Annotated in this window: 18 protein-coding genes and 1 other RNA gene; 10 read left to right on the top strand and 9 right to left on the bottom strand. The window is 56.2% G+C overall.

What is annotated here, in order from left to right; genetic code table 11:
- Window positions 1-14: 14 nt before the first annotated feature.
- The 5 genes from C8275_RS10795 to C8275_RS10775 all read left to right on the top strand — a co-directional run bounded on the left by C8275_RS10795 (window position 15) and on the right by C8275_RS10775 (window position 7671).
- Window positions 15-2204: a fimbrillin family protein gene (locus C8275_RS10795; RefSeq protein WP_106485102.1), complete on the top strand. Its 2190-nt coding sequence runs from the start codon at window positions 15-17 to the stop codon at window positions 2202-2204.
- Between the two features lie 65 nt (window positions 2205-2269).
- Window positions 2270-4219, top strand: a complete 1950-nt coding sequence (locus C8275_RS10790; protein WP_106485101.1) for a fimbrillin family protein — start codon at window positions 2270-2272, stop codon at window positions 4217-4219.
- A 22-nt stretch (window positions 4220-4241) separates the two neighbouring features.
- The gene (locus C8275_RS10785) at window positions 4242-5432 is read left to right on the top strand and encodes an OmpA family protein (protein WP_106485100.1); all 1191 of its coding nucleotides are present in this window, start codon (window positions 4242-4244) and stop codon (window positions 5430-5432) included.
- Between the two features lie 152 nt (window positions 5433-5584).
- Window positions 5585-6016: a S24/S26 family peptidase gene (locus C8275_RS10780; RefSeq protein WP_106485099.1), complete on the top strand. Its 432-nt coding sequence runs from the start codon at window positions 5585-5587 to the stop codon at window positions 6014-6016.
- A 29-nt stretch (window positions 6017-6045) separates the two neighbouring features.
- The gene (locus C8275_RS10775; protein WP_106485098.1) at window positions 6046-7671 is read left to right on the top strand and encodes an ABC transporter ATP-binding protein; all 1626 of its coding nucleotides are present in this window, start codon (window positions 6046-6048) and stop codon (window positions 7669-7671) included.
- On the opposite strand, the gene C8275_RS10770 is transcribed toward C8275_RS10775, so the two are convergent.
- The 5 genes from C8275_RS10770 to C8275_RS10750 form a co-directional block, all read right to left on the bottom strand.
- Window positions 7652-8623, bottom strand: coding sequence for an alpha/beta hydrolase (locus tag C8275_RS10770; RefSeq protein ID WP_106485097.1), 972 nt, complete (start codon window positions 8621-8623; stop codon window positions 7652-7654). The two genes, C8275_RS10775 and C8275_RS10770, sit on opposite strands and share 20 nt — an antisense overlap.
- Before the next feature lie 11 nt (window positions 8624-8634).
- Complete coding sequence (locus C8275_RS10765; RefSeq protein WP_022384385.1) at window positions 8635-9378, bottom strand: shikimate dehydrogenase; 744 nt, start codon at window positions 9376-9378, stop codon at window positions 8635-8637.
- A 30-nt stretch (window positions 9379-9408) separates the two neighbouring features.
- Window positions 9409-10146: a bifunctional demethylmenaquinone methyltransferase/2-methoxy-6-polyprenyl-1,4-benzoquinol methylase UbiE gene (gene ubiE / locus C8275_RS10760; protein WP_106485096.1), complete on the bottom strand. Its 738-nt coding sequence runs from the start codon at window positions 10144-10146 to the stop codon at window positions 9409-9411.
- 161 nt (window positions 10147-10307) lie between these two features.
- Window positions 10308-11252: a phosphoribosylaminoimidazolesuccinocarboxamide synthase gene (locus tag C8275_RS10755; protein WP_022384387.1), complete on the bottom strand. Its 945-nt coding sequence runs from the start codon at window positions 11250-11252 to the stop codon at window positions 10308-10310.
- Between the two features lie 35 nt (window positions 11253-11287).
- Window positions 11288-12253, bottom strand: coding sequence for a PhoH family protein (locus C8275_RS10750; RefSeq protein ID WP_022384388.1), 966 nt, complete (start codon window positions 12251-12253; stop codon window positions 11288-11290).
- A gap of 337 nt (window positions 12254-12590) precedes the next feature.
- Between C8275_RS10750 and C8275_RS10745 the strand changes: the two genes are divergently transcribed.
- From C8275_RS10745 to C8275_RS10735, 3 genes are read left to right on the top strand one after another with little or no spacing between them, the layout of a single operon-like run.
- Entirely contained in the window at window positions 12591-13232 is a 642-nt protein-coding gene (locus C8275_RS10745; protein ID WP_106485095.1) for a DUF5715 family protein, read from the top strand.
- 5 nt (window positions 13233-13237) lie between these two features.
- Window positions 13238-13990, top strand: a complete 753-nt coding sequence (truA, locus tag C8275_RS10740; RefSeq protein ID WP_106485094.1) for a tRNA pseudouridine(38-40) synthase TruA — start codon at window positions 13238-13240, stop codon at window positions 13988-13990.
- 55 nt (window positions 13991-14045) lie between these two features.
- The gene (locus tag C8275_RS10735) at window positions 14046-14729 is read left to right on the top strand and encodes a hypothetical protein (RefSeq protein WP_106485093.1); all 684 of its coding nucleotides are present in this window, start codon (window positions 14046-14048) and stop codon (window positions 14727-14729) included.
- A gap of 363 nt (window positions 14730-15092) precedes the next feature.
- Here the strand turns inward: C8275_RS10735 and C8275_RS10730 are convergent, their stop codons facing one another.
- From C8275_RS10730 to rnpB, 4 genes are all read right to left on the bottom strand, one after another.
- Window positions 15093-17942 carry a PD-(D/E)XK nuclease family protein gene (locus tag C8275_RS10730; protein WP_106485092.1) on the bottom strand — a complete coding sequence of 950 codons (2850 nt, stop codon included), beginning with the start codon at window positions 17940-17942 and terminating at the stop codon, window positions 15093-15095.
- Window positions 17943-17960: 18 nt separating this feature from the next.
- Window positions 17961-21140 carry an exodeoxyribonuclease V subunit beta gene (locus tag C8275_RS10725; protein ID WP_106625814.1) on the bottom strand — a complete coding sequence of 1060 codons (3180 nt, stop codon included), beginning with the start codon at window positions 21138-21140 and terminating at the stop codon, window positions 17961-17963.
- A gap of 26 nt (window positions 21141-21166) precedes the next feature.
- Entirely contained in the window at window positions 21167-22501 is a 1335-nt protein-coding gene (locus C8275_RS10720) for a YihY/virulence factor BrkB family protein (RefSeq protein ID WP_106485091.1), read from the bottom strand.
- 63 nt (window positions 22502-22564) lie between these two features.
- Window positions 22565-22916: RNase P RNA component class A (gene rnpB / locus C8275_RS10715), an RNA gene on the bottom strand.
- A gap of 267 nt (window positions 22917-23183) precedes the next feature.
- On the opposite strand from rnpB, the gene C8275_RS10710 reads away from it, so the two are divergent.
- Both C8275_RS10710 and C8275_RS10705 read left to right on the top strand, forming a co-directional pair.
- The gene (locus C8275_RS10710) at window positions 23184-24671 is read left to right on the top strand and encodes a Do family serine endopeptidase (protein ID WP_022384397.1); all 1488 of its coding nucleotides are present in this window, start codon (window positions 23184-23186) and stop codon (window positions 24669-24671) included.
- 237 nt (window positions 24672-24908) lie between these two features.
- Window positions 24909-25307: a hypothetical protein gene (locus tag C8275_RS10705; protein WP_106485090.1), complete on the top strand. Its 399-nt coding sequence runs from the start codon at window positions 24909-24911 to the stop codon at window positions 25305-25307.
- Window positions 25308-26019: the final 712 nt, after the last annotated feature.

Below are 26019 nucleotides of genomic sequence, written 5' to 3'. Positions count from 1 at the left end.
AAACCAATACTGATATGAAAGCTACAAAGTATTTCATGATTCCTCTTCTTGCACTCTTGGCAAGTGGTTGTCAGGACGAGGAACGGTCAACCGTCCAACCTGCAAACGGTGAAGAGGTGAAATTTGATGCCACGCTCGGGCAGAACACGACACGTACCATTTATGGTCCGGAATCTGATAATGCGTTCCCTATTTATTGGGTGAACGGGGATGAGGTGATTGTCAGCTCACCTGAGTGTGCAAACAGCAATGGTGTCGGCACTGCGAACTATAAAGTGACCGTCAATAGTGCGACACAGAACTATGCTACCAGTCTGGACAAGACAAGCGAGATTGGTGTGCGTTGGGGAGAAAACGAAACGGCTAGTTTCTATTCCGTATACCCCGCTTCCGGAGCTGAACTGGGCAGTAACTACAGCACCGTGACACTGAACATGCCTGACGAGCAAGAATGTGACATCGTGAAAGAAGATGGTAAGGATGTGGTACGTCCGAATATGGATGCCTGCTTTATGTATGCCAAGACTGCCGGTGTGAAAAGCGGCGAGACTGTGAACCTGAAGTATATCCCTCTTTCCACGGCTATCCGTTTCAAGTTGCAGGGACCGTCTAAAGGCAATGCTGTGACAGTAAACAGTATCACTCTCACGGCACCTGCAGGGGTTACCATTTCCGGAGAGTTTAATGTCAACCTTGCATCCGCGGATACGGATGGCAATGTGATGCCGACCACGACCGTTATAGATGGTTCCAATACAGTATACATTACTGCTACTGATCCTAAAACTCATGGTTACTTGACTTTGGGCATAGGCGAGAGCGTTGAGATGAATGCCTTCCTTCTGTTGACCGGTGAGACCACCATTAGTGATGATTGGTCCATCCAGATTGCTACAGGCGATGGTCATCGTTATACAAAGAAGTTGGGTGGTCAAAGTGGTGACAATATGACCCTTGTTCCGGGAAAGATTCACAGACTCCCGGATCTGCCGAATTTGGACGGAAATGCAGAGTGGGATGCTTCCAACTGGATGATTAACATTCCACGCAACGTCTATCTCTCTGAGATTTCTATCCCCGGTTCATGGAACTCGCTGAATAGTGATAGTCAGGATAATACAAGTATTGAAGCCCAATATAATGCTGGTATTCGTGCTTTCCATATTGATACGAGATGGAAAGCTGCGGAGTTGGGATTGGGTACTTCCAATTATGCAAGAGTTGATGATTTAGGTGTTGCAAACGGAAGTAGATCAGAGGATATAATTAGTTTATCCCATTCTGGTAGACTTATGAATTGTAATGCCCCCTCTTTTGAAGCAACTTTAAGTGAAATAACCAAGCATGTTCAACGAGAAGAATATATGGTAGTAATCTGTACGTTTGCACAAGACAGTTATGATTACAATCGTGATAACGGCGGTTGGGAACAACGAATTAGTGAAATCTGTGCAAACAATAGTGCAGTGATTGATGCCAGAAAGTTGGATCAGAATACGGTTGTGAAGGATGTACTGGGCAGTGTGATTGTTATTGTCAATACGGAGAACTCGGTATCTATTGCGAACAGTAAGTGCTTGTTCATGAACATGGGTATGACATTGGATCGAGCAGAATTCACTGGATATCCTTATTATCAGAGAGGTTTGACTGAAGGTGATAATGTTCCAAGCGGTATTGAGGTCTATGGAACTCATGCCCAGTTGTCAACAGAAAATCAGGGCTATACTAGCAGTAGTCGTGGTTATGTTCCTTCGTTGACAGAGCGTAAAGAAAAGGGACAGAATATTCTGAGTTGGTCGCATACCAATTACAATGATTTGGATAATTATGCACACAATGCCTGGATTTATATGGGCTTAGGTGGCTATCTTGAAGATAGTAGTGAGAGCGATAAAACGACTAGCGGAACAGTGGCCCAATCTCTTAACAATTGGATTAACGGTAAAATTACAGAGATGGATACCAATGGTTTCTATCCTGTCGGTATCGTGCTGATGAACAAAGCTACCGATTACAGCAATGTCGCCAAAAATATCCTCTTGCTGAATACCAAATATCGTCAGGCATACGATCCGGACCGTTCACCCATTACCGGTTTGTACCCCGATGGAGGGTCTACGATGCAATCGGTCGCTCCGGGCTACAGCTCCGGCATGATTGATAACCAGACTGACGCCATCGGTTGGACGAGAATCAGATAATCATCACATTTTTCCACGGGACAGGCGTGTATGGACATGCCTGTCTCCTTAAGGAATGAACCTTTATGCGTAAATATCTTGGTATGGTTGCCGTAATGCTGGCAACCCAGTTTCTTTTCTCCTGTTCAGAGGATGTCTCGGAATACAGCGGACTGAGTCAGAGCCGGATTGTTGCCCACATGGCACCTTCAACCACCACACGCACCGCTGTCGGTGAGGCTGTGGATGGAACCAATGCGGTGGGCATTGTCTGGACGGATGGCGACGAAATCGGTGTATTCGAGGAGTCGGGTGCTGTACAGAAGCGTTATGCCAAAGTCGGGCAGGGCACGGCTTCTACTGCTGCTTTTGCCGCTTCCGGCACATCGGCTTTTGATAAGCCGGTTTATGCCTACTATCCCTATGACGAAGCCAATGTATCTCACGACGTCCATTCGCTGACCGGTGTGTTGCCTGCCATGCAGAATATGGACGAAGGCACGTTGCATGGTGACTATAAATATGGTCGTGCCACGGCGAAGACAGACGACGGAGACCATGAATTCGTTTTCAGGCATCTCTTTTCGCTGGCACGCTTCACGATTGATGCCACCGGAACGCCGTTACAGGGTGAAACGCTGAAGAGTCTGACGCTGAGCGTCAGCCGGGAGGGAGCCGGTGTGCCCATTGCCGGAGCCTTCACTTTCAGTGCGGACAATGGCAGTTGGAAACAGACCGACGAAGGAGAGAACACCATTACTCTCGAATGGGATACGAAGGCTCCGGTGCTGGAGCAGTCTCTGACCTGCTACATGAGCCTTTTCCCACTCATTCAGTCCGGTGACCTCTTTACCATTACGGTATCAACGGAACAGCATGTTGCCGAGTTCACAGCCAACAGTCTGACAAATTTCTCCGCAGAACAGATTTACAACTTCCCGGTAGCACTCACTAACTATGAGACTATCAAAATCTATGATAAGGAGGGAACTCTCTTACAGGGCAAGTTCACGTGCGCCGCGTTGAATGTAGATGGTCTGCCGGATATTTTGGGACTTGTTAATCCCGATGGACCGGGAGCAGATGGTACGAAGACCATCGGTAACATCATGAACAGGCTGGAGTATGATTTCATTGCCGTCAGCGAGGACTTTGCCTATCACAAGGAACTGGCAAATGCGATGTCCCGTTATGATGCCGGAACTCATCGAGGTTCTGTGTCAAATATAGCGGGACGCAACAACACCGACGGCCTTGGCTTCTTCTGGAAGAAGGATGGCACCACTGCTACCGGTGAAACGATGGTGCGGTTCGAGGCTGAGTACGGCGGACTTGATGAAGGCGCCAATACGCTTGTCGCAAAGGGCTTCCGTCATTACGTGGTGACGGTCGCCGAAGGTGTGGCGGTCGATGTCTACATTACCCACATGAATACGTATGGCGGTGAGGGCAATAAGGAAGATGAGAATCCATGGGTACGTGCCCAGCTTGCCCAATTGCGCCAGTTGCGTGATTATGTGATGGAACGGGCAAAGACCAACAACCGTCCGGCTATCATCATGGGCGACACCAACATGCGCTATACCCGCCACACCATTGAGGACAACCTGATAGACCCCGTGACAGAAGCAGGGTTGCAGATTGCCGATCCTTGGGTGGAGCTTCATCGTGGAGGAGTCTATCCAGCATGGAACAGCGGTTCACTGATGATACGTTCCAAGTTCGAAGGCGATGCTGCTGATATCTTATGCGCCGACGACCAACGAGGAGAAGTCGTGGACAAGATGTGGTACATCAACGTTCCGGATGCTGCGGTACAGTTGAAAGCCATCAGCTATATGAATGAGGTGGAGCATTTTGAGAAAAGCAGAAAAGAGGTATCTTATACCGATGTGACAGTGGAAGATGCAGATGGCACCATCCGGAGTCACCAGGATGTGACCATCACGCAAGTGACTGGTTATGCTGACCACTTCCCGGTAGTCGTATGTTTTGAATATACTTGCGACAACGGGAAGAGTGGAAGGGAGAAATAATTAACAAACAAATAGAATCAACATGATTAAGAGAACATTCTTTGCAGTACTCGCGTTTGCGGCTGCAACAACGGCTTTCTCACAAGCCAAGGACAATGTACATTTAGAAGAGACTGTAGAGTATAACGACGACAAATACAGGGTCGAGACCAACAGCTTCTGGAGCAACTGGTTCATCAGCGTGGGTGCCGGAGGTAATGTCTACTTCGGCGACCACGACCGTCAGGCTGACTTCGGCAAGCGTATCGCTCCGGCACTCGACATCGCCGTGGGCAAGTGGTTCATCCCGGAAGTGGGAGTGCGCTTGATGTATAGCGGACTCTCGGCTAAGGGTGCCACGCAGACGGATGTCCATGCCGACGGCGACGAGATGTGGGGCGACTGGCTGAAAGACCAGAAGTTCAACTTCTTCAACATCCGCCTGGACGCCATGTTCAACCTCTCGAACCTTATCGCGGGCTACAACGAGACGCGTGTCTACAACCTGATTCCCTATGTGGGTGTGGGTGCCATGAGTGTCACCGAAGAGCCGAAGGAGACTGCCATCTCCGGACACGTCGGTTTGCTCAACACCTTCCGCCTCAGCTCGGCACTCGACCTCAACGTCGACATCCGCGGCACATTCACCAACGATGACTTCGACGGCGAGCCGGGCGGACGCAGCGGTGAAGGTATGCTCTCTGCAACCGTCGGTCTGGCATACAAGTTCAAGCCCCGTGGATGGAACCGCGGCAAGACCGTGACCCGCACACGCACCGTCTACAACAACGCCGAGCTGGACGCCATGCGCGAGAAGCTCCGTCAGATGACCGAAGAGAACGAACGCCTGGAGAAGGCACTCGCCGAGGGCAACAAGGAGGCCATGAAGAACCTCGTGAAGCGCATCGGTGCTGCCAACCTCGTGGTGTTCCCCATCGGCAAGAGCACACTGTCCAACCAGGCACGTGCCAACATCGGCATCCTGGCTGAGGTCATCAAGCAGGGCGACTCCTCCATCATCTATACCATCACCGGTTATGCCGATGCTGGTACGGGCAGCAAGGAGCTCAACGAGCGTCTGAGCAAGGAGCGTGCCGAGGCGGTGTACAACTGCTTCGTCGAGGAGTTCGGGGTTGACAAGGCACAGTTGAAGCTCGACTACAAGGGTGGCGTGGACAACATGTTCTACGACGACCCGCGTCTGAGCCGTGCAGTCATCACCAGTGGTAAATAATACGACGGAGACAACCTGCCGGCTGTCGGTCAGGTTGGTTCGTCAAACTTCCTTGCAGGTGTCTGCCAGAGCGTGATTGTACGGCACACCTGCGTGACAGTCCCCTTTTCGATCAGGCGTGACCGGGAAGGGGACTACTTTTTTCTTCCCAAATGAAACTGATTCTTTCCGGGGATGAACTGTTCCCCGAAATCGTCCGGATGCTGGACGAAGGGCACACCGTGACGCTGAAGACCAAGGGGAGTAGCATGCGCCCCTTCATTGTCGGCGGAAGGGACAGCGTGGTGCTGGAAGCCGTACACGGCGAAGTCTGTACGGGCGATGTGGTGCTGGCGTGCATTCCCGGACGCGGATACATCCTCCACCGGGTCTACCGACGGGAGGGGGATGACTGTGTGCTGATGGGTGACGGCAACCTGTGTGCCACGGAACGTTGCAGTCGCGATGCCATCTGTGGCAGGGTGACGCAGATTATCCGGCGGGGACGTGTCGTCGATTGCTCGTCGCGCCGTGAACGTCTGTTGGCACGTTGGTGGAGGCACCTGCTGCCCCTTCGGCGCGTCTTGTTGAAATTGATGAGCTGAGTACGCTCTCTCCTTATGACAGATTATCGATGAATACACTTCGTTGGCTTTGGAACGCTTCGCGGGGGCATCGCCTGCCCTTGCTGGGAAGCGTGGCTGTCGGGACCCTGTATGTCGGGGTCTCGCTGTTCTTTGTATACGTCTGCAAGCTGCTGATTGACCGGGTGACCTCTCAGCCTGCAGATGACCTCCGGCTCCTTGTCGGACTGTTTGTCGGGTGCATGGTGATGCAACTCCTTCTGTCGGTCGTCCGCAGCCGGCTTGTCGGACACACGGAAATCAGGATGCGGAACGCCCTCCGTCAGCGACTCTTCAACCACCTGATGGAGAGCCGGGACAGCGGAAGTGGTGCCCTCCATACGGGCGACATGCTCAACCGCATCGAGGAAGATGTGACCACCGTCACCGACTTCCTTTGCCGGTCGATGCCCGCTTCCCTGGTCACCTCGGTGCAGCTTGCCGGTGCCCTCTTCTTCCTCCTGTCACTCGATGTGCGGCTGGCGGGGGTACTGCTCTTCGTCATGCCTGTGGCACTGCTCTTCAGCAAGACCTACATGCACCGCATGCGCCGCCTCTCCCGGGAAATCCGCGACACGGACAGCCGCGTGCAGAGTCATCTGCAGGAGCACCTGCAACACCGGGTACTGATGCGGACGCTGGAATACACGCCCCGCGCCGAGGCATTGCTGGAGCACTTGCAGCGGCTGCTGCAAACGAAGGTGGGGCAACGCATCGACTTCTCCGCCTTCTCGCGGAGCATGGTGCAGCTGGGATTTGCCACGGGCTATGCCGTCGCCTTCCTGTGGGGCATCTTCGGACTGCTTGACGGAACGGTGACCTTTGGCATGATGACTGCCTTCCTGCAACTGGTCTCGCAGGTGCAGCGTCCGATGGTCGAGCTCAGTCGGCAGATTCCGTCGTTCACCCGCGTGCTGACTTCCGCCGAACGGCTGCAGGAACTCACGGCGCAACCGCTGGAGGAGCAGGGAGAGCCCGTCCGCCTGAACGGTCCCGTCGGTGTCCGCATCGACCGCCTGACGTTCGCCTATCCCGGTGGCAACCGTCCCGTGTTCGACGGGTTCAGCCATGATTTCAAGCCGGGAAGCCTGACTGCCGTGGTGGGCGAGACCGGCGTGGGCAAGAGCACCTTGATTAGGCTGATGCTTGCCCTTCATAAGCCCGGCGGGGGAAGCATCACGCTCTATGACGGCGACAGGGAAGCCACTGCCTCCCCGTTGACACGTTGCAACTTTGCCTACGTGCCTCAGGGCAACACACTGGTGAGTGGAACCATCCGCGAGAATCTGCTGATGGGATGTCCCGATGCGACGGACGAGGAATTGCATGCCGCGCTCCACACGGCTGCGGCGGATTTTGTCGGGACACTTCCCGACGGACTGGATACCCGTTGCGGCGAACAGGGGGCGGGACTGAGCGAGGGACAGGCACAGCGCATAGCCATCGCCCGCGGACTGCTTCGTCCCGGCGGCATCCTGTTGCTGGACGAGCCGACGTCATCGGTCGACAGCGAGACCGAACGGCTGATGCTCGGACGGCTGTCCACTCAGGTGCAGGGCAAAACACTGATTCTCGTCACGCATCGGGAGACGATTGCCCGTCTGTGTACGGAGGTGGTCACCATCGGCAGTCGGTGAGGAAGGCGCTCACCCGGCGCGTGTATTCCTCGCGGTTGTCGTGATAGGACATGGCGTGTGCGGCACGCGGCACGACCCACAACTCTTTGGGGGCGGGCTTGGCTTCATAGACCTTGTAAACCATCCACGTGGGGACATAGTCGTCGGCGTCGCCGTGGATGAAGAGCATGGGCAGCCGGCACTGACGCACCTGACGGAGCGCACTCGCCTCGTCGAAGTCCCAGCCGAAGCGCCACTCACACAGCAGGCTTGCCACGTCGAGCAGGGGGAAGGCGGGCAGGTGGAACTGCTCCTTCAGCTCCTTGGCGAACTGGTCGCGGACGCTCGTGTAGCCGCAGTCTTCCACGAATGCCTTCACATAGGGTTGTTGCGGCTCGCCCGAGACCATCATCGTGGTGGCGGCGCCCATCGAGATGCCGTGCACCACCATCGAGGTGTTCCCGCCGAAGGTTTGGTTGGCTACATCCATCCAGCGCAGCACGTCGAGGCGGTCCTTCCATCCCATCTGGATGTGGGTCCCCTCGCTGTGCCCGGCATAGCGCAGGTCGGGCAGGAGGATGTTGCAGCGCAAGTCGTGGTGATAGAGATAGCCTATCATCAGCATGCGGATGGCATTGTCCGTGTAGCCATGCACGATGACTGCCGTCCGTCGCGTCGTGTCGGGAGCGGCGGCATAGAGTGCGTGCAGGCGTGCTCCGTCGGGAGCGGTGATAAACGTGTCGCGCAGGGCGGAGACCTGTTGCAGGCTGTCCACCCATTGCCCCACGTACGGGTATTCGCGGTAGAGGTAGTTCCACGAACCTTTCAGGTCCGAAGCGCGGAAGTCCTTCGCGCCGCCGTCCGGCTGGAGGGCGTAGCTCGTCAGGTAGAGACCCCCGCCCGCTAATACGACAAAGAGCAGTGCGACAATGCCTGCCACACTGCTCACGATGCGTTTGCTGCGTCTGTTCATGATGCGCGGAGTTATTGGTTCCAGATGTCCCACGCGGCGAAGGCCTGCAGGAGGAGCATCTCCAGTCCGTTCTTGGTGGTTGCGCCCATCGCCATGCCCTTGCGCATGAAGAGGGTGATGTCCGGATTGTAGATGACGTCGTAGAGCAGGTGTTGCGGGGTCAACAGCTGGTAGGGGATGTCCGGGCACTGTTCGCTGTGCGGATACATGCCTACGGGAGTCGCGTTGACGATGACCTGGTACTCCTGCATGACCTCGGGAGTCAGTTCGTCATACGTGAAGGCGTTCGGATACGGGCGGCGCGAGACGAGGGTGCTCTCCACGCCCAGCTTCTTCAGTCCGTAGGTGATGGCTTTGGCTGCCCCGCCGGTGCCGAGGACCAGTGCCTGCTTGTGGTGCGGCTCCAGCAGCGGCTCGATGGACTGGGTGAAGCCGATGACGTCGGAGTTATAGCCGACGAGTTTGTACTTGTAGCCTTTCTGCGGGATGACCTTGACCACATTGACCGCGCCGATGGCGAGGGCATCCTTGTCCAGTTCATCGAGGAACGGGATGATTTGTTCCTTGTAGGGAATGGTGACGTTCAGTCCCTTCAGCTCGGGATTCTCTGCCAGGATTTGAGGAAGGTCGGTGATAACGGGTATCTCGAAGTTGAGATACTGTGCGTCGATGCCTTCGTTCTCGAATTTTTCGTTGAAATAACCACGGGAAAAGGAGTGCCCCAGGGGGTAACCTATCAATCCGTATTTATCCATAACTCGTGTGTAGGTTAAAATCAGTTAGTCTTATTTGGTAGCCATATAGAGCGTGCAGATACCCATCGTGAGCCGGCGGAAGGTCACCGTGCCGAAGCCTGCCTTGCCGATGATGTCCTGCATGATTTCCCCTTGCGGGAATGCCTTGATGGTTTCGGGCAGGTAGGTGTAGGCATTGTGGTCCTTGGAGATGAGCCGTCCGAGGGAGGGCAGCACGCACTTTGAGTAGATGCCGAAGAGCTGTTTCATGGGCGAGCTTATCGGGGTGGACAGTTCGAGAATGACCAGGTGGCCGCCGGTGGCGAGCACGCGGTGAATCTCGTTGAGCGAAGCATCGAGGTTGGCGAAGTTGCGTACTCCGAAGGCGATGAGGACAGCGTCGAAGCTTTCGTCAGGGAAGGGGAGGTTCAGGCTGTCTGCCTGCTGGAACCGGATGTGGTCCGAGAGACCGGCTTTCTCCACTTTCTGTCGTGCTACCTGCATCATGCCCTCCGAGATATCCACGCCGATGAGTTCGCGTGGTGCCAGTTCCTTGCCTGCCAGGATGGCGAAGTCGCCCGTTCCGGTGGCAATGTCGAGGATGCGCTCCGGGTGGAAAGGCTTCAACCACTCGATGGCGGTGCGTCGCCAGTGGCGGTCGATGCCCAGGGATAACAGGTGATTCAAGGGGTCGTAGGCGGGGGCGATGTTGTCGAACATCTGCTCCACCTGTTCCTTCTTGCTTTCTTCGGTGTTATACGGCGTAATCTGTTCTTGCGCGTATCCCATGTTGTGTTTGTTTTTTAGGTTGTGAGTTTGTAAGTGTTTGAAGTGACGAGTTGACGAGTCGACAAGGGGACCGGGAGATTGTCCGATGGTCCTGTCCTCGTCAGCTCGTCAACTGGTATGTATGTCAATGGGAGTTGCCTGTCAACTCGTCAACTGTTCGCTTATCTGTTCTTCAGGAATTCAGTCACGTTCTTCTCGATGCGTGCGGCAAGGTCTGCCGACTCCACCTTCTCGAATTTCTCGCCGACGATGTGTTCGTACAGCTCGATGTAGCGCTCGGACACGCTGTTGACATATTCGTCGGTCATCTCAGGCACCTGCTGGCCTGCCTTGCCCATAAAGTCGTGCTCGATGAGCCACTGGCGGACGAACTCCTTGGAGAGTTGCTTCTGCGGTTCGCCCTTCTCGAACTTCTCCTGGTAGCCGTCGGCATAGAAGTAGCGGGAAGAGTCGGGCGTATGGATTTCGTCGATGAGGTACACCTTGCCGTCCTTCTTGCCGAACTCATACTTCGTGTCGACCAGGATGAGGCCCTTCTCGGCTGCCATCCGGCTGCCTCTCTCGAAGAGGGCGTAGGTGTATTTCTCCATCAGTTCATAGTCCTCCTTGCTCACCAGACCCTGAGCGATGATTTCCTCTTTCGAGATGTTCTCGTCGTGTCCGGCTTCAGCCTTGGTCGTCGGGGTGATGATGGGGGTGGGGAACTTCTCGTTTTCCTTCATTCCGTCGGGGAGAGCCACGCCGCAGAGCGAACGGCAGCCAGCCTTGTACTCTCTCCAGGCGCTGCCGGTGAGATAGCCGCGGATAATCATTTCCACGCGGAAGCCTTCACACTTCAGTCCGACGGTCACCATGGGGTCGGGAGTGGCAATCTTCCAGTTGGGGACAATGTCAGCAGTAGCATCCAGGAACTTGGCTGCAATCTGGTTCAACATTTGTCCCTTGAAGGGGATGCCTTTCGGCAGGATGACATCGAAGGCAGAGATGCGGTCGGTGGCAACCATGACCAGCAAGTCGTCGTTGATGTTGTACACATCGCGTACCTTTCCATGATAAACACTCTTTTGACCGGGAAAGTGGAAGTCTGTTTTTACTAATGCTTTCATTTGTCTGTATGGATTAAATGGTTGTATATGCTTGTTCACTTGTCGGCGCGTCCCCTCGTCTCCTTCGCCGCCTCATACTTCTCGTACGCCTCGACGATGCGGGTCACGAGCTTGTGGCGGACGATGTCCTTCCTGTTCATCTCGATGAAGCTGATTTCCTTGATGCCCTTGAGGATGTGCAGGGCATGAATCAGTCCCGAGGTCTGCGACGGCGGCAGGTCTATCTGTGTCATGTCGCCCGTGACAATCATCTTGGTGTTCATGCCCATGCGGGTGAGGAACATCTTGATTTGCTGGGAGGTGGTGTTCTGCGCTTCGTCGAGGATGACGACGGCGTCGTTCAGCGTACGTCCGCGCATGAAGGCGAGGGGAGCAATCTGGATGACGTTCTGCTCCATCATCTCCTGAAGCTTGGCAGCCGGAATCATGTCCTGCAGGGCGTCGTAGAGCGGTTGCAGGTAGGGGTCGATTTTCTCCTTCATGTCTCCCGGGAGGAAGCCCAGCTTCTCACCGGCTTCCACTGCCGGACGGCTCAGGATGATTTTCCGTATCTGCTTGTTCTTGAAGGCGCGCACGGCAAGGGCGATGGCGGTGTACGTCTTGCCCGACCCGGCAGGTCCCGTGACGAAAATCATGTCGTGCTCGTCGAAGGCCTTCACCAGCTTCTCCTGGTTCTCGCTGCGCGGCGTGATGGGTTTCCCGCCGACGCTGTAGACGATGACGTTCCCCGCCGGCTCCACCGACGGACGTCTGCCCTTCACGATGTCGAGGATAACCTCCTCGGTCAGCGAATTGTACTGCGCGCAGTGCTTCTCCAGTGCCAGCAGGCTCTCTTCGAATGCGCACATCTCCTCTTCATCGCCCATGACCTTGACCACATTGCCGCGTGCGACAATGCGCAGCTTCGGGTACAAAGCCTTTATCATCTGGATGTTCACATTGTTTACGCCGTAGAAGATTACGGGGTCTATGTCTTCAAGAACTATATGCTTCTCTATCATTCGGAGTAGGTTTCTTGGTTTTTAGGTTGACAACGATTCCGCCGGCTGCCGGTCGGGGGCTACTGCCGTGTCTGTTGCAGGGAGCGGCGTCTTCGCTTCTGATTGAGCACTTTCGGCCCTTTTTGTCGGCGCAAAGGTAGTGAATCTTCCTTTTTTGGCGGAATAAAGCGCTTGTTATTTTTCCCGTGCTCTCGATTTTCGCCTATCTTTGCACGCAGTTTTTTTTTGACAGAACATCTCTTTCGCAAGCGGAATCCGCCGGATTCCCGTCAACTTCAATAAATGCAACAAAATAACGATTCGAATGAAAAGCAAGCGTAGACTTACCATCAGACTGATGTCGGCCCTTTGCCTCGTGGCAGTGTTGTCGGGCGGATGCAAGCAGGACACGTCCATGATTATGAACAATCCGCACAACGTGCGGGGCGTCATCAGCTACAAACGGAGTTTCCCCGACCTGAACGACACCCACCTGAAAGCTGCCAAGAGCCTGGGCATCCGTCCCGTGGCGTCGCGCGAGGAGGCACTCGAACGGGTGGGCAAGCTCGAGGAGCTGGCATCGTGCGACGCCTACCATCTCGATTCACTGACGCACTCCATCCCTTTCCTCGTCCCCAAGGCAAACACCCTCTTGCAGTCCATCGGACAGAACTTTCTCGATTCGCTGACCGCAAAGGGACTCAACCCCAATAAAATCATCGTTACCTCCGTCCTCCGCACACAGGGCGACGTCAAGCGGTTGCGCCGCGTCAACGGCAACGCGTCCGCCAACTCCACACACTGCTACGGCACGACCTTCGACGTCAGCTGGAAACGGTTCAAGAAAATCGAGGAGCTCGACGGACGCCCCTATCAGGATGTGAGTGCCGACACGCTGAAGCTGGTCCTCTCGGAAGTGCTGCGCGACCTGCGCGAGAGCGAGCAGTGCTATGTGAAGTATGAACTGAAGCAGGGCTGCTTCCACATCACCGTCCGCTGACCGCCATGCAACGCTATTTCGTCTATCTGGCCTACGATGGCACGTCTTACCACGGCTGGCAGATTCAGCCCAACGGCAACAGCGTGCAGGAGGAACTGATGAAGGCGCTCTCCACCTTGCTCCGCCGTCCGGTCGAGGTGGTGGGAGCGGGACGCACCGACGCCGGGGTGCATGCCTCGCTCATGGTGGCGCACTTCGACGCGACGGAGCCATGCGACCCCGCCTTCCTCGCCGACAAGCTCAATCGGCTGCTCCCGCCCGACATCTCCGTCTACCGGGTGGTGCCTGTCAAGGCGGACGCGCACGCCCGCTTTGATGCCACGTCCCGCACCTATAAGTATTATGTGACGACCACGAAGACTCCCTTCGGACGCGCGTACAAGTGCCGCCTTTTCGGCGCTCCGCTCGACTTTTGCCGGATGAACGAGGCGGCGAGTGTGTTGGCAGAGTACACCGACTTCACGAGCTTCAGCAAGCTCCACACCGACGTGAAGACGAACAACTGTCGCATCATGCACGCCCGCTGGGAGCAGGTGAGCGACACCGAATGGGTCTTCACCATCCGTGCCGACCGTTTCCTCCGCAACATGGTGCGTGCCATCGTCGGTACGCTCTTCGAGGTCGGTCGCGGCAAGCTCTCGGTTGAGGGTTTCCGTTGCATCATCGAACAGAAGGACCGTTGCAAGGCGGGCACGTCGGCTCCCGGCCATGCCCTCTTCCTCGTGGATGTGGAGTATCCGGAGGAAGTGTTTATCTGATTGACAATGGATAATTGACAATGGACAATTGCTGAGCTAAAATGATACGGAAAATATGAGGACCTATAAGAATATCACTTTTGACAAAGACCGGGAGACCATCCGGCTGATGCAGCTCTTGACAGAGCCGGATGTGTCGGTGGAGGACTATCGGCACGCCTTTTACCGCTTGGGAAGGGAGTTGGGACTGCTGCTGAATGAAAAAGCGGGCGGAAACTATGGAAACACCATGCTGGCATGTGCATCCGAGGATGCCGACTGGCTGGCACGGGGCGTGCTGGATGTACTGTCGTCCGATAAGGTGTCCCTGGCTGTGTTTTGGAATGAACGGATGATGCTGGACCCCAAAACGCACTTGGAATATAGTCCGATTGTCAAGTCGTATGTGGAGCCTGTCGAGGAATGCCGGACCTTGGTCCTGGTGAAGTCGATTGTCAGTACGTCGTGCGTCGTGAAGACCCAGCTGACGAGGCTGATGACCGACATTCAGCCGCAGAAGGTATATATTGTGGCTCCGGTGATGTATAAGGATGCGGCAAGGAACCTGAAAGAGGAATTTCCGTCCGCACTTGCCGAAAAGTTTGAATTTATCACATTCGCGGTAGATACGGAACGGGATGAACAGCATGGAGTCATCCCGGGAATAGGCGGAATGGTCTATCCCAGGCTTGGTTTGGGCGATGTGCACGACAAGAACAGGTACATGCCTGAATTGGTGAAAAGCCGGATGCCCCTGTAACCCGTTTCTTCTTCCCCCTGATTTGATAAGACGTCGAGAACCCTGTTTCCGGCGTCTTTTTTATTTCCCGGACGTCAGATACGTCGTATCCAGCTTCAAAACATTTCGAAAGGCTTAGGATACACCATTTCCAGCGCCAAAACATTTCGAAAGGCTCAGGATACGTCGTATCCAGCTTCAAAACGTCTCAAAAGGCTCAGGATACGCCGTATCCAGCTTCAAAACATTTCTAAAGGTTAAGGATATGTCGTATCTAGCTCCAAAACGTTTTGAAAGGTTAAGGAAATGCCGTATCCAGCACCAAAAAGTTTTGCGAGACGCTGGATACGGCATTTCCACGACCAAAGGGAACGACGGGAAGACTCATCGGCAGCACAAGTCCTTGAAGTCGCAGTAGGCGCAGTGCGTGTCGAAGTCCGTCTGTGTGAAAGGGACGGAGGGATGGAATATTTCCTCCAGCAATTCGCGCAGACGCGCACGGAACTCCTCGTCGTACTCACGGAAGTCGGTCACCTCCTTCTTTTCCTTGTACGGTTCGCCTATGCGGATGACGGGCGAATAGTCTGCCGAGGCTGCCTTGTGGATGTAGAGCAATGCCGGGGCGACGGGCAACGGCTGGCGGTGCGTCATGATGGCGGCGTAGAGGAAGGTCTGCAGGACATAGTTCGGACGGCGTTCGGTGGGGGTGAAGAGCATCTCGATGCTGGATGCCACGGAAGGCTCGCCACCGGTCTTGTAGTCGACAATGCGCAGCGTGCCGTCCTTGCTGTCGAGGCGGTCGATGATGCCGCCGATGCGGACCGTATGCGTGCCCGTCGGGGTGCTGAGCGTGAAATCCTCGTGGACGGGCAGCTCCATGGCGACCATGCGGAAGGGAGCGTGGTAGAGGTCCTTCTCGAGCAGCTGGCGGAGGTAGCTGACGATGACTTCGGAGTTGAGCAGCTGCACGCCGTTGTACTCGGGCTTGTCCTCGGGACGGACGTGGAAGAAGAGTTCCTTGAAGGCGCTGTCGACGAAGTACTCCAGGCGCACCTTGTCGCGTAGCAGCGGTTCGAGGTCCTCCCGACGCACCGTGTCGCCGTGCGCGGTCAGCTCGCGGTAGACCAGCTCGGCGCTGCGGTGGAAGATGCTGCCGAAGGTGGCGGAGTCGATTTCTGCACTGACTTCCTCCTTGGGACGGAGCCCGGCGATGTAGTGGAAGTAGAACTTCAGGCGGCAGTCGAGGTAGGTGTTGAGGACGGACGGCGAGATGAAGCCCTTCTCGCCCGTGTGGAAGCGTCGGTAGAGCCGCTCGAGGACTTCGGGAGTCTTGTCGACGCGGATGGGCGCGGTGCTCATGGGCATCTGTCCGGCGGTGACGGAGGATTTGCGGATGTCGTGGTTGCTCTCGGTGAGGAGCTGGAGCATGAAGCGCGACATCTCGCCGCGGTTGAGTCCGTCAGACGAGGTGTTGTAGAGCAGGGCGACGTGCTCGGCGCGTTGCATGAGGCGGTAGAAGTAGTAGGCATAGACGGCGTTCTTGTGTTCGAGCAGGGTCATGCCGAAGGCCTTCCGCAGGTTGTAGGGGATGAACGACGAGTCGCTGCTGCCCTTGGGGAGCTTGCCTTCGTTGAGCGAGAGCATCACGACGTTCTTGAAGTCGAGGTTGCGGGTCTCGAGCACGCCCATGACCTGCAGCCCGATGGCGGGTTCGCCGTGGAAGGGGATGGAGGCGGTCGAGAAGACCTTGTTCATGAGGCGGGCGAGGGTCGGGGTCTGCACGCGGAGGGTGCCGCCCTCGATGAGGCGACGGAAGCGGTTCACGGTGGTGTATGCCTGGAAGAGCGACTCGCGGTAGAGCTGGTCGAAGGGGTTCGGGGCGGCTGTCTCCTGACGGTAGAGCGAGGCGGTGCGTTCGAGTGCCGCCTCCAGGTAGGTGCAGAGGGCTGCGTTCCCGCTGACGGGTGTGAAGAGGTGCGTCAGCAGCTCGTCCGTCTGCAGCTCGGAGGGAAGGGGGTAGAAGCGGTTGCGGGCGGTGAGGGAGCGTCCGAGTGGCTCTGCTTCAGGCGAGAGGCTGCGGACGTAGGGGTGCTTCAGCACGGCGATGACGGCGGCGTAGTCATAGCGTCCCGTGTCGGCGTGATAGCCCTCGGTCTGAAGGCTGACGAGGGCGTTGATGAGGCTGTAGACGGGTGTCTGGGCGAGGGGGAAGCCCATGGTGATGTTGACGTGCCGCACGGTGTCGGAGGGCAGGGAGTGGAAGACGGGCTGGAGGAGCGCCTCGTTGCAGAGGACGACGGCGGTCTCGGACTCCTTCTTGCCCAGGTGGGCGCGCAGCCAGTCGGGGAGGAAGCGTGCCTGCGCGTTCTCCGTCGAGGCGGCGACGTACTCGATTTCCTTGTGCCCGGCGAAGGCGTGGAAGTGGGATTCGGGCAGCTCGGAGGGGAAGTCGCGGAGGTTGCGTCGGATGAACTCGCCCGCCTCGTGGTTGGGGGTGTCGAGGTAGCTGACGTCGTAGTCCCAGTAGAAGAGCGCCTTCCCGGCAGCCTGGAGTTTCTCGAAGAGGAGGTGTTCCACGCGGTTGAGGACGTTGAAACCGACGAAGACGTAGTGCTCGTAGGGCAGGGTGGAGGCGTCGAGCGCTTCGCAGGCTTCGCGGTAGAGCATGCCCTCGTAGGCGATGTTCTGTGCGGCGAGGTCGTCGCGGAAGCGGTGGTAGATGTCGCCCAGAACGTTCCACAGGGCGATGAAGCGTTGTTTGAGCTCGGTAGTCTTGCTGACGGAGAAGTTGCGGAAGAACTGACGGATGGCGTCCGCCTGCTCGTCGTTGAGGAAGCCGAGTGTGTCGTATGCCTTGAGGTCCTGGAGGTTGGCGAAGAGCCGGTCGGCGTCGACGCGGTTCTTGTCGATGTCATCGAAGTCGCTGATGAGCAGCTCGCCCCAGAAGTAGAATTCGTCGAGTGTCTCGTGGCTCCGGGTGGCATCGCGGAAGACCTCGTAGAGGCGGCACACGAGTTCGATGGGGTCGCCCACGCGGCGGTCGGTCAGTGAGCGGAAGAGTTCGCTGATGGTCAGGTAGGCGGGGGACCAGACGGGTTGCCCGGCGCGCGTGGCGAGGTATTCGTTGAAGAAGAGGCCCGCACGTTTGTTGGGGAACACGACGGCGGTATGTGTGAAGTCGCCTTGGAGCTTGTCATGGAGGTCTTCGGCGACGAGTTTCAGGAATGGGTTCATGGGTGGCTTGTTTACGGTTTATTCCACAGTGATGAGTTCGTTCTTATAGATGTACCAGAGGTATCCGCGGACGTCGGTGTATCCCATCTGTCGGAGGAGCTGCATGTAGCCGCGCACCTGTTCGTGGTAGGCGGGGCTTTGCTTTCCGAACTTGAAGTCGACGACGACGACCTGTCCGCCGTCAATCATCACGCGGTCGGGGCGCCGGGTCTGCAGTTCGCCGTCCTCCATGTAGACGATGGAGCACTCGTTGAAGAGTTCGCAGCTTCCGTCGAACCACTTCCTTGCCTCGGGGCGTGCGAGGGCACGTTGGATGAGCGAGCGTGCGTGTCCGACGTCGCCGGCGGAGTCGAAGAGTCCTTCGCTCTCCATCTGTGCGAGGGTCGGCTCCACGTCGTCGCGTGTCCGGATGGTGGCGAAGACGTAGTGCAGCAGTCTTCCCTGGCGGATGTACCGCTGGCTGTCGTCTTCGTCCTCTTCTCCGCGGATGAAGTCTGCCGAGCGGTTTGACTGGCGGAAGTCGATGCGGTTGTCGAAGGATGCCATCTTGACGAGCCGTGTGCCGGGTTGCGCGGTGAGTCGGTTGTTGCCTGCCTGCCGTTCTTCCTTTTCAACCGACGGACAGAGGGTGCCGGTCTCGAATTCCCCCATTCCCTCGAATGCCGGGTCGATGCGGCAGAGGCTGTGGTAGAGCAGGGTGGAGATGGAGTTGCTCTGCCCGTCCTTTGCCCAGACGAAGAGGTTCTTCCCGGCGCGTGTGAAGGCGACGTAGAGCAGGTTCAGGTTGTCGACCCACAGCTGGACCCGTTCGTGGCGGTAGTCCTGCTCGTAGGTGGAGTTTGCCATGTTCGCTCCGTAGTTCACGGGGACGAGGTCCAGCTCGTTGTAGGGGCTGTCCTGCGGCGTGCACCAGATCATCTGCGTGCGTATCTCGTTTTCCAGGCTCCAGTCGCAGAAGGGGATGAGGACGGTGTGGAACTCCAGTCCCTTTGACTTGTGGATGGAGTAGATGCGTATGCCCTCCAGTTCGCCGGACGGGATGGTCTTGGCGCAGAGCTTGTCGTCCCACCAGGCGAGGAAGGAGTCGAGGTCGGAGGAGTTCTCCTGCAGGTATTCGATGACGGCATCGAAGAAGGCGAAGAGATAGGCGTCCTGGTCCTCGCGTTCCGCCATGCCGAAGAGGGTGAAGAGGTGTTCGAGCAGTTCGTAGAGCGGCATGAGGCGCAACTCCTCCCGTCGGGTGATGAAGTCCTGCGGGACGTAGTGTTCCGCCCCCTGCAGCAGGAGGGTGTTCCAGTCGGTGTCGCTGCCGACAATCTCCCGCTGGTACATGGCTGCGAGGCGGGCGAGGGCGATGGTGTCGGTCTCGTCGGCGAGCCAGCGCAGGCAGTCGATGAGTGCACAGACGCACGACGAGGCGTCGAGGCGGAAGGCTTCGTCGGACACGATGCGGTAGGGGAGGTTGGCGCTGAAGTAGTCGGCAATCACGGGGATGTTCTTGTTCTTGCGCACGAGGATGGTGATGTCTTCCAGCCGCACGCCTTCGCTCACGAGCTTTTCCACCTGTTCGGCGAGGCACTCCAGGGTCATCTCGACGTAGTCTTCGTTGTCTTCGGGGATGAGGAAGTCCACGTGGACGTAGCCTTTCTCCTCCTTGCGCGGCGAGTCCTGGCAGACGTCGCTGTATGCCTGTTGCAGCTCGGTGCAGTCCGTGCCGTAGGTGTCGCGGTAGATTTCGTTGAGCCAGGCGCTCCCGGCGGTGAAGATGTCGTTGTTGAAGCGGATGATGTTGCTCTCGCTGCGTCGGTTGGTGGTCAGCTTCATCTCGCGGATGGGGTAGATGCCCTCCATCTTGCCGCGCAGGTTGTTGAGGATGCTCCAGTCGCCGTTGCGCCAGCGGTAGATGGACTGTTTCACGTCGCCGACGATGAGGCTTCCGGCTCCCTGCGACAGTCCTTCGAGGAGCAGCATCTTGAAGTTGTTCCACTGCATGCGCGAGGTGTCCTGGAACTCGTCGATCATGACATGGCGTAGCGTGGTGCCAATCTTTTCGAAGACGAACGAGGAGTCTCCCTCCTGCATCAGCCGTCGGAGCAGCGCATTGGTGTCGGAGAGGAGGAAGCGGTTCTCCCGTCGGTTGAGTGCGCGGACTTCCTCGTCGATGTTGGCGAGCAGACGCAGCTGGTTGAGGTAACGCAGGGACAGTTCGCAGGAGTTGAGTGTCCGTCCCTGTTCGGGGCGTTGTTTTTCCGCCTCGACGAGCAGGGGTTGCAGTTGTGCCGACGCCAGGGCGATGATTTCCGAACGTCGTGGGGATGTCTTCGCCGCCCAGTTGTCGGCGGAGTCGAGGCACTTCTCCACGGTGCTGTTGCGGATGTCGTCGCCCCACTTTCCGTCGCGCAGCTTCTTGAAGTAGGAGGCGATGCCGCGGCTCTTCCCGGCAAGGTCGTCGGGGCGCAGTCCTTCTGCTTCGAGAATGCCGAAGAACTGGTCGGCGATGCTGTGCATCACGTCCGTCGCCTCGTCGCGCAGTGCCTCGAGCAGCTTGCGGTAGGCGGGGATGGTCTGCGGGTCCGCCAGCTTGGCGCGCAGTCCGTCGCCCTTCTCGATGTAGGTCTCGTCGAAGATGTTCAAGCCGAAGCTTTTGATTTCGCCCGACACGTTCCAGCGTTTGTCCGAGGCGATGCGTTCGCGGATGAACTCCAGGAGCCATCCCAGCACGGGCGAGCGTCGGTCAAGCTTCTCGATAAGGATATCGACGGCGTCCGAGAGCACCTCGGCGTTGTTGAGCGCGATGTTCATGTTGGCACCCAGTTCCAGTTCCCGCGCCAGGTTGCGCATCACCGACTGGAAGAACGAGTCGATGGTTTCCACGCGGAAGCGGCTGTAGTCATGAATCAGCAGGGAGAGGGCGCGCCGTGCCTTGTCGCGCACCTCCTCAGGGGACAGTCCCAGTCCGTTGCTGACCACGTTCAGGTAGGCATCCGATGCCGCATCCCCGATGGCGATGCCGAAGAGCTGTCCCAGGATGCGTTCCTTCATTTCCGTGGTCGCCTTGTTGGTAAAGGTCACCGCGAGGATGTTGCGGTAGGCGGTGGGGTTGGCTATGAGGAGCTTGATGTATTCCACGGCGAGCGTGAACGTCTTTCCCGAGCCCGCCGAAGCCTTGTAGACGAAGAGTTCAGAAGCGTTGTCCATCATGATGGTAGGGTTAAAGTCGGTCGTTAGAGTTCCTTGAGCAGCACGTTGCCCAACTTCTTGTAGTATTCGTCGCGGGCACGTTCGAGCGTCTCCCACGCGGTGCTGTACTTGTTGTCCTTGTCAATCTTGAAGCTTTCGCTGCCTGCCATGTCGAGCCGGGTGAGGAGGGTGGCGACGTTGAGGTTGTCGGTGTCCTCAGCCGGGAGGTAGAAGGGTTGCGAGCCCTTGCCGTCGGCGTCCGGGTTGCACTCGTAGATGAGCCGCAGGTCCACCAGCTCGTAGATGATTTGCCGCGTCATGCGGATGGGGATGTTGTGCCGGTGCGCCAGGCTGAGCACGGTGTAGGGCCGCTCTCCCCGTGCGAAGCGTTTGCAGATGAAGGAGAGGATGAGCATGCAGAGGAAGTCGTGGTAGCGACGGCTGATGTTGCGCGTCTCGTTGGCGAAGTTATAGTTCTCGAAGTTCTGGTTGCAGTAGCTCAGTTCGGCACCGAAGAGGCAGATGCTCCAGGAAATCTGTGTCCAGAGGAGGAAGAGCGGGATGGCGGCGAAGCTACCGTAGATGGCGTTGTAGTTGGACACCCATATCTGGCTGTTGATGTAGAAGAACTGCAACACCTGGAAGGCGGCTCCGGCAATGAATCCCGGGACGATGGCATAACGGAAGCGTACCCGCGTGTTGGGCATGAAGATGTAAAGCCCCGTAAAGATGAAGCCCGTAAATATATAAGGTATACAGCGGACGATGAACTTGGCGAACGACGAGAGGATGAGGTAGCTGTCGAGGCTCTTGAGCGCGGTGGTCATGAAGATGGACAGACCGCCCGAGACGACCAGCACGATGGGCAGGAGCAGGAGGATGGAGAAGTAGTCGGTAATCTTGCGGAAGGGGCTGCGCTGCTTCTTCACCTGCCATATCTGATTGAAGGTACGCTCGATGTTCCCCGTCAGTGTGAGGACCGCCCAAAGCAGGACGAGCAGACCCACCCCGATGAAGATGCCGCTCTGCGCATGGGCGAGGTAGGAGTCTGTCAGGCTGATGATGACGTCGACGGTCATCGATTGCCCCTCCAGTCCGCGACGGACCTGTTCCTCCATCATGTCGGAGAATCCCAGTCCGCGTGCCACGGCAAAGAGGATGGCAAGAATCGGCACGATGGAGAGCAGGGTGTTGTAGGTCAGCGCCGATGCCTTGTTGACGATGCGGTCGTCATTGAACCGCTGGATGGAGAGGAGCATGACCTTGAGAATGTTGTAGAAGATGTATTTGACACGGCTCACTTCGTTTTCAGTCACTCGCCAGATTTCCTCGGTGAGGAATCGTTTCATCAGGCGTATTCGGGTCTTGAGGCGTAGCATGTTGTTTTCTTGATTTTGAGGTTTCAGAGGATTGTGTGTTCCAGTATGAGGGGAAAAAGAAAAAGAGGCAGAAGACCTGTAAGCCGGGTTCTGTACCTTTGTCAGGCGTCTGTCATTTATCTACGCCCGTCGTCACCGCCGGGCTCTAGCAATCCACCCTCCGACTGGAGCGAGCAACTCTCTTAACGCCGGTATACATGATCTTACAACTCCCAAGATGCACAGCCCGCATGTCACCATACGGCTGGTGAGCTCTTACCTCACCTTCTCACCCTTACCCCTTGTGAAGAGGCGGTTCTTTTCTTCTGCATTGTCTCCACCCTCACGGACAGCTTTCTGTTAGGAAGTGGGATGCTCTGCGTTGCCCGGACTTTCCTCCTCCGGCATAGCCGGCGGCGACAGACCGGTCTTCTGTCTCTTTTTCTGGCTGCAAAGGTATGAAAAATAGCTTTCAGAAGGGCAAAAAAGCTTGAATTTTCTCCTAGGGAGGTGTGTGTCAGGATGCTATAACGAATGCAAATTTGGCAGTTGGCAGACTTAAGCGCTGTTAAGGAGAAAACGGCTCTGTTAAAAGATGGGAAAAGATTGTGACAGGAAGAATAAGCGAATGTTTTTTGTCTTTACTTTAACAGCGTAGATGTTAAACACTAGTAGAAAATTAACAATTTAAATATTATTGGTTATGAAAACAACAACTAAAATGGTTTTAGGCGCTGCGGCTGTGATGCTGTTCAGCTCCACTGTAGCCGGAGTGACGACTTATTCGATGATGAAAGGTGAGAAGGAAAACTCCGGTTCATTCACAGAGATGTTTTCACCGAATCCGAATGTAAAACTGGCTTCCATGAGCGCCACGGAGGCACAGCCTGTCGACCTGACACAGGCAGCCGAACTGTCGCTCCATGCCGTGGTTCATATCAAGTCGACCCAGAACGGTCGCGACCAGATTGTCCGTACGCCGGGCGACATCTTCGATTACTTCTTCGGTGACGGTTACGGGCGTGCGCAGCGTGTGCGTACGCAGCCCCGTGTGGGAATCGGTTCGGGCGTCATCATCAGCAAGGACGGTTACATCGTGACCAACAACCACGTGATTGACAAAGCCGATGAAATCAGTGTCACGCTGAACGACAACCGCGAGTTCAAGGGACGTCTCATCGGAACCGATCCGAGCACGGACCTGGCACTTATCAAAATCGAGGCGGATGACCTGCCGACCATTCCCGTCGGCGACTCTGACGCTCTGAAGGTCGGTGAATGGGTGCTCGCCGTGGGTAACCCGTTCAACCTGACTTCGACGGTGACTGCCGGTATCGTGAGTGCCAAGGCACGTACGTTGGGTGTCTATAACGGCGGTATCGAATCGTTCATCCAGACCGATGCAGCCATCAACGAAGGCAACAGTGGCGGTGCCCTGGTGAACGCACGCGGTGAGCTGGTGGGCATCAACTCCGTGCTGACCTCTCCGACAGGTTCGTATACAGGCTATGGTTTTGCCATCCCGACCTCCATCATGGTAAAGGTTGTCTCTGACCTGAAACAGTATGGAACCGTGCAACGCGCAGTCCTGGGCATCATGGGACATGACATCGACGACCGTGTAAAGGACAAGGACCTTGGAACCGTTGAGGGCGTTTACGTGGCTGACATCACGGAAGCAAGTGCGGCTGCCAATGCCGATATCCGCAAGGATGACGTGATCACTGCCATTGACGGAAAGAAAGTGAAGAACATGGCTGAGCTGCAAGAGGCAATGGCCAAGCACCGTCCGGGTGACAAGGTGAAAGTGACTCTGCTGCGTGCCAAGAAAGAGATGACCGTGAGCGTCGTTTTGCGCAACACGCAAGGTAACACGAAAGTGGTGAAGAATGCCGGAATGGATATCCTGGGCGCTGCCTTCCGCGAATTGCCTGACGAGATGAAGCAGCAGCTTCGCCTGAGCTACGGTCTGGAAGTGACCGGTGTATCGAAGGGCAAGATGGCAGACGCCGGCATCCGCAAGGGCTTCATCATCCTGCGTGCCAACGGCGAGACACTCCGTACGGTTGATGACCTGGAGAATGTCCTGCGTGAGGCAAGCCAGTCCCCCGACCAGGTATTGTTCCTGAGCGGTGTCTTCCCCTCGGGCCGTCGTGGCAACTATGCGGTTGACCTGAGTCAGGGAGAATGATGAGAATCCTACTTTCGCACGCCCCAATTGCCGTTGTGCCCGTGTCACCTGCACAGGTGTCGACAGCCGCAGCCGATAGCGTGCGGAATCCAGGCAATAAATTCAAGAGTTTAGTTTAGTTTTTAAAGAGGTGCATGCACGGCGGATATCCGGAGAAGGTTGTCCGCCGTGTTACTTTTTTTGTTCGTTACGTGATAATTCGTATTTTTGCACACACTAATCTTAGAAAGAATGGTTATGAAAAGTCTGAAAACGATAAGTATTTTGATGCTTTTGTTGGTCGTGACGTCGGCCTTTACGCTCCGCAAGGACGATTACAAGCCCGTCTATGTGATGGGCGTGTCGCTGTGTTTTGGCGATTCGGTGGTTTACTTTACCGACATCCAGCAGATTGACAGCGTGCGTTTGACCAAGGAAGGCTTCCTTCCCAGCCGCGAAGGATACAGTGAGCAGTTGAAAGCCTACCTGGAAGCAAAGGACGGAAATATCAACCACACGTGCATCACCTATTTCTCTGAGAAGAAAGCGGCGTTGCAAAAGACGGTGACCAAGCTGATGAAACGTTATCGCAACGGTTCGACGGTCATCCAGCAGATTGCTCCTTCCGACTTCAAGTTCGTCCGTCCGGAAGAATGATGCGCGGCGAGCAGCCGACGCATGAGAGCGGTTCGCGGACGGTTGTCCGGTCTTCCGTCTCCTGAAGAATATGACATGGCATGTGAAAGTGAATGCAACGTTCCTTTCACATGCCATTTCCTTATGGTCGAAGACAGCGTAAGAAAGCAATTGGAAGGCGGCGATTTGTCAGGAAGCGTCCCTGACCATCTTGTAACCCAAAGCGGATAATTGCCATACAGAAAGCTCCGAAACAACGGTTTCAGCTAACTCATCTTTTCTCAGATTTCGATAAACTAGCCTTCAAATGTGAACATCTGCAAACGAAAATACGGAAAACACCCCTTTATTTTAGAAAACTATACATTCTGTTCCCGGAAAACAGGCAAAACGTGCCCGCAATAATATTGTTTCGCGAGCCAAACAATATAGTTTGCCGCGTCAAACACATTAGTTTCCCCCTCCAAACATTATTGTTTCGTCCTCGGAAGTCAAATCTTTGGAAAATGGAGGTAAAGAATAGTGAGTTTCGCTTTCCAGAAGGAGTGCCGTGTCAACAAATCGGAAGGTAACACGATGTGCGGAGTCTTGCGTGCCGGATGCGATCGGTGAGCATCCATAGCCTTCCGCCTTCCCGAAAGAAAGCGCCAGACGCATTTCGCCGACAAAGTGTATTTCGCTAATCGCCTGAGAAGCCCCTCGAAATCCACCAACTCCTATTTCGGTGCAAGGA

The organism is Bacteroides sp. Marseille-P3684, assembly GCF_900291465.1.
GTDB lineage: Bacteria > Bacteroidota > Bacteroidia > Bacteroidales > Bacteroidaceae > Phocaeicola_A.
Note: the sequence above shows the minus strand (reverse complement) of the source record. Positions and strands in the feature narration are given on the sequence as shown.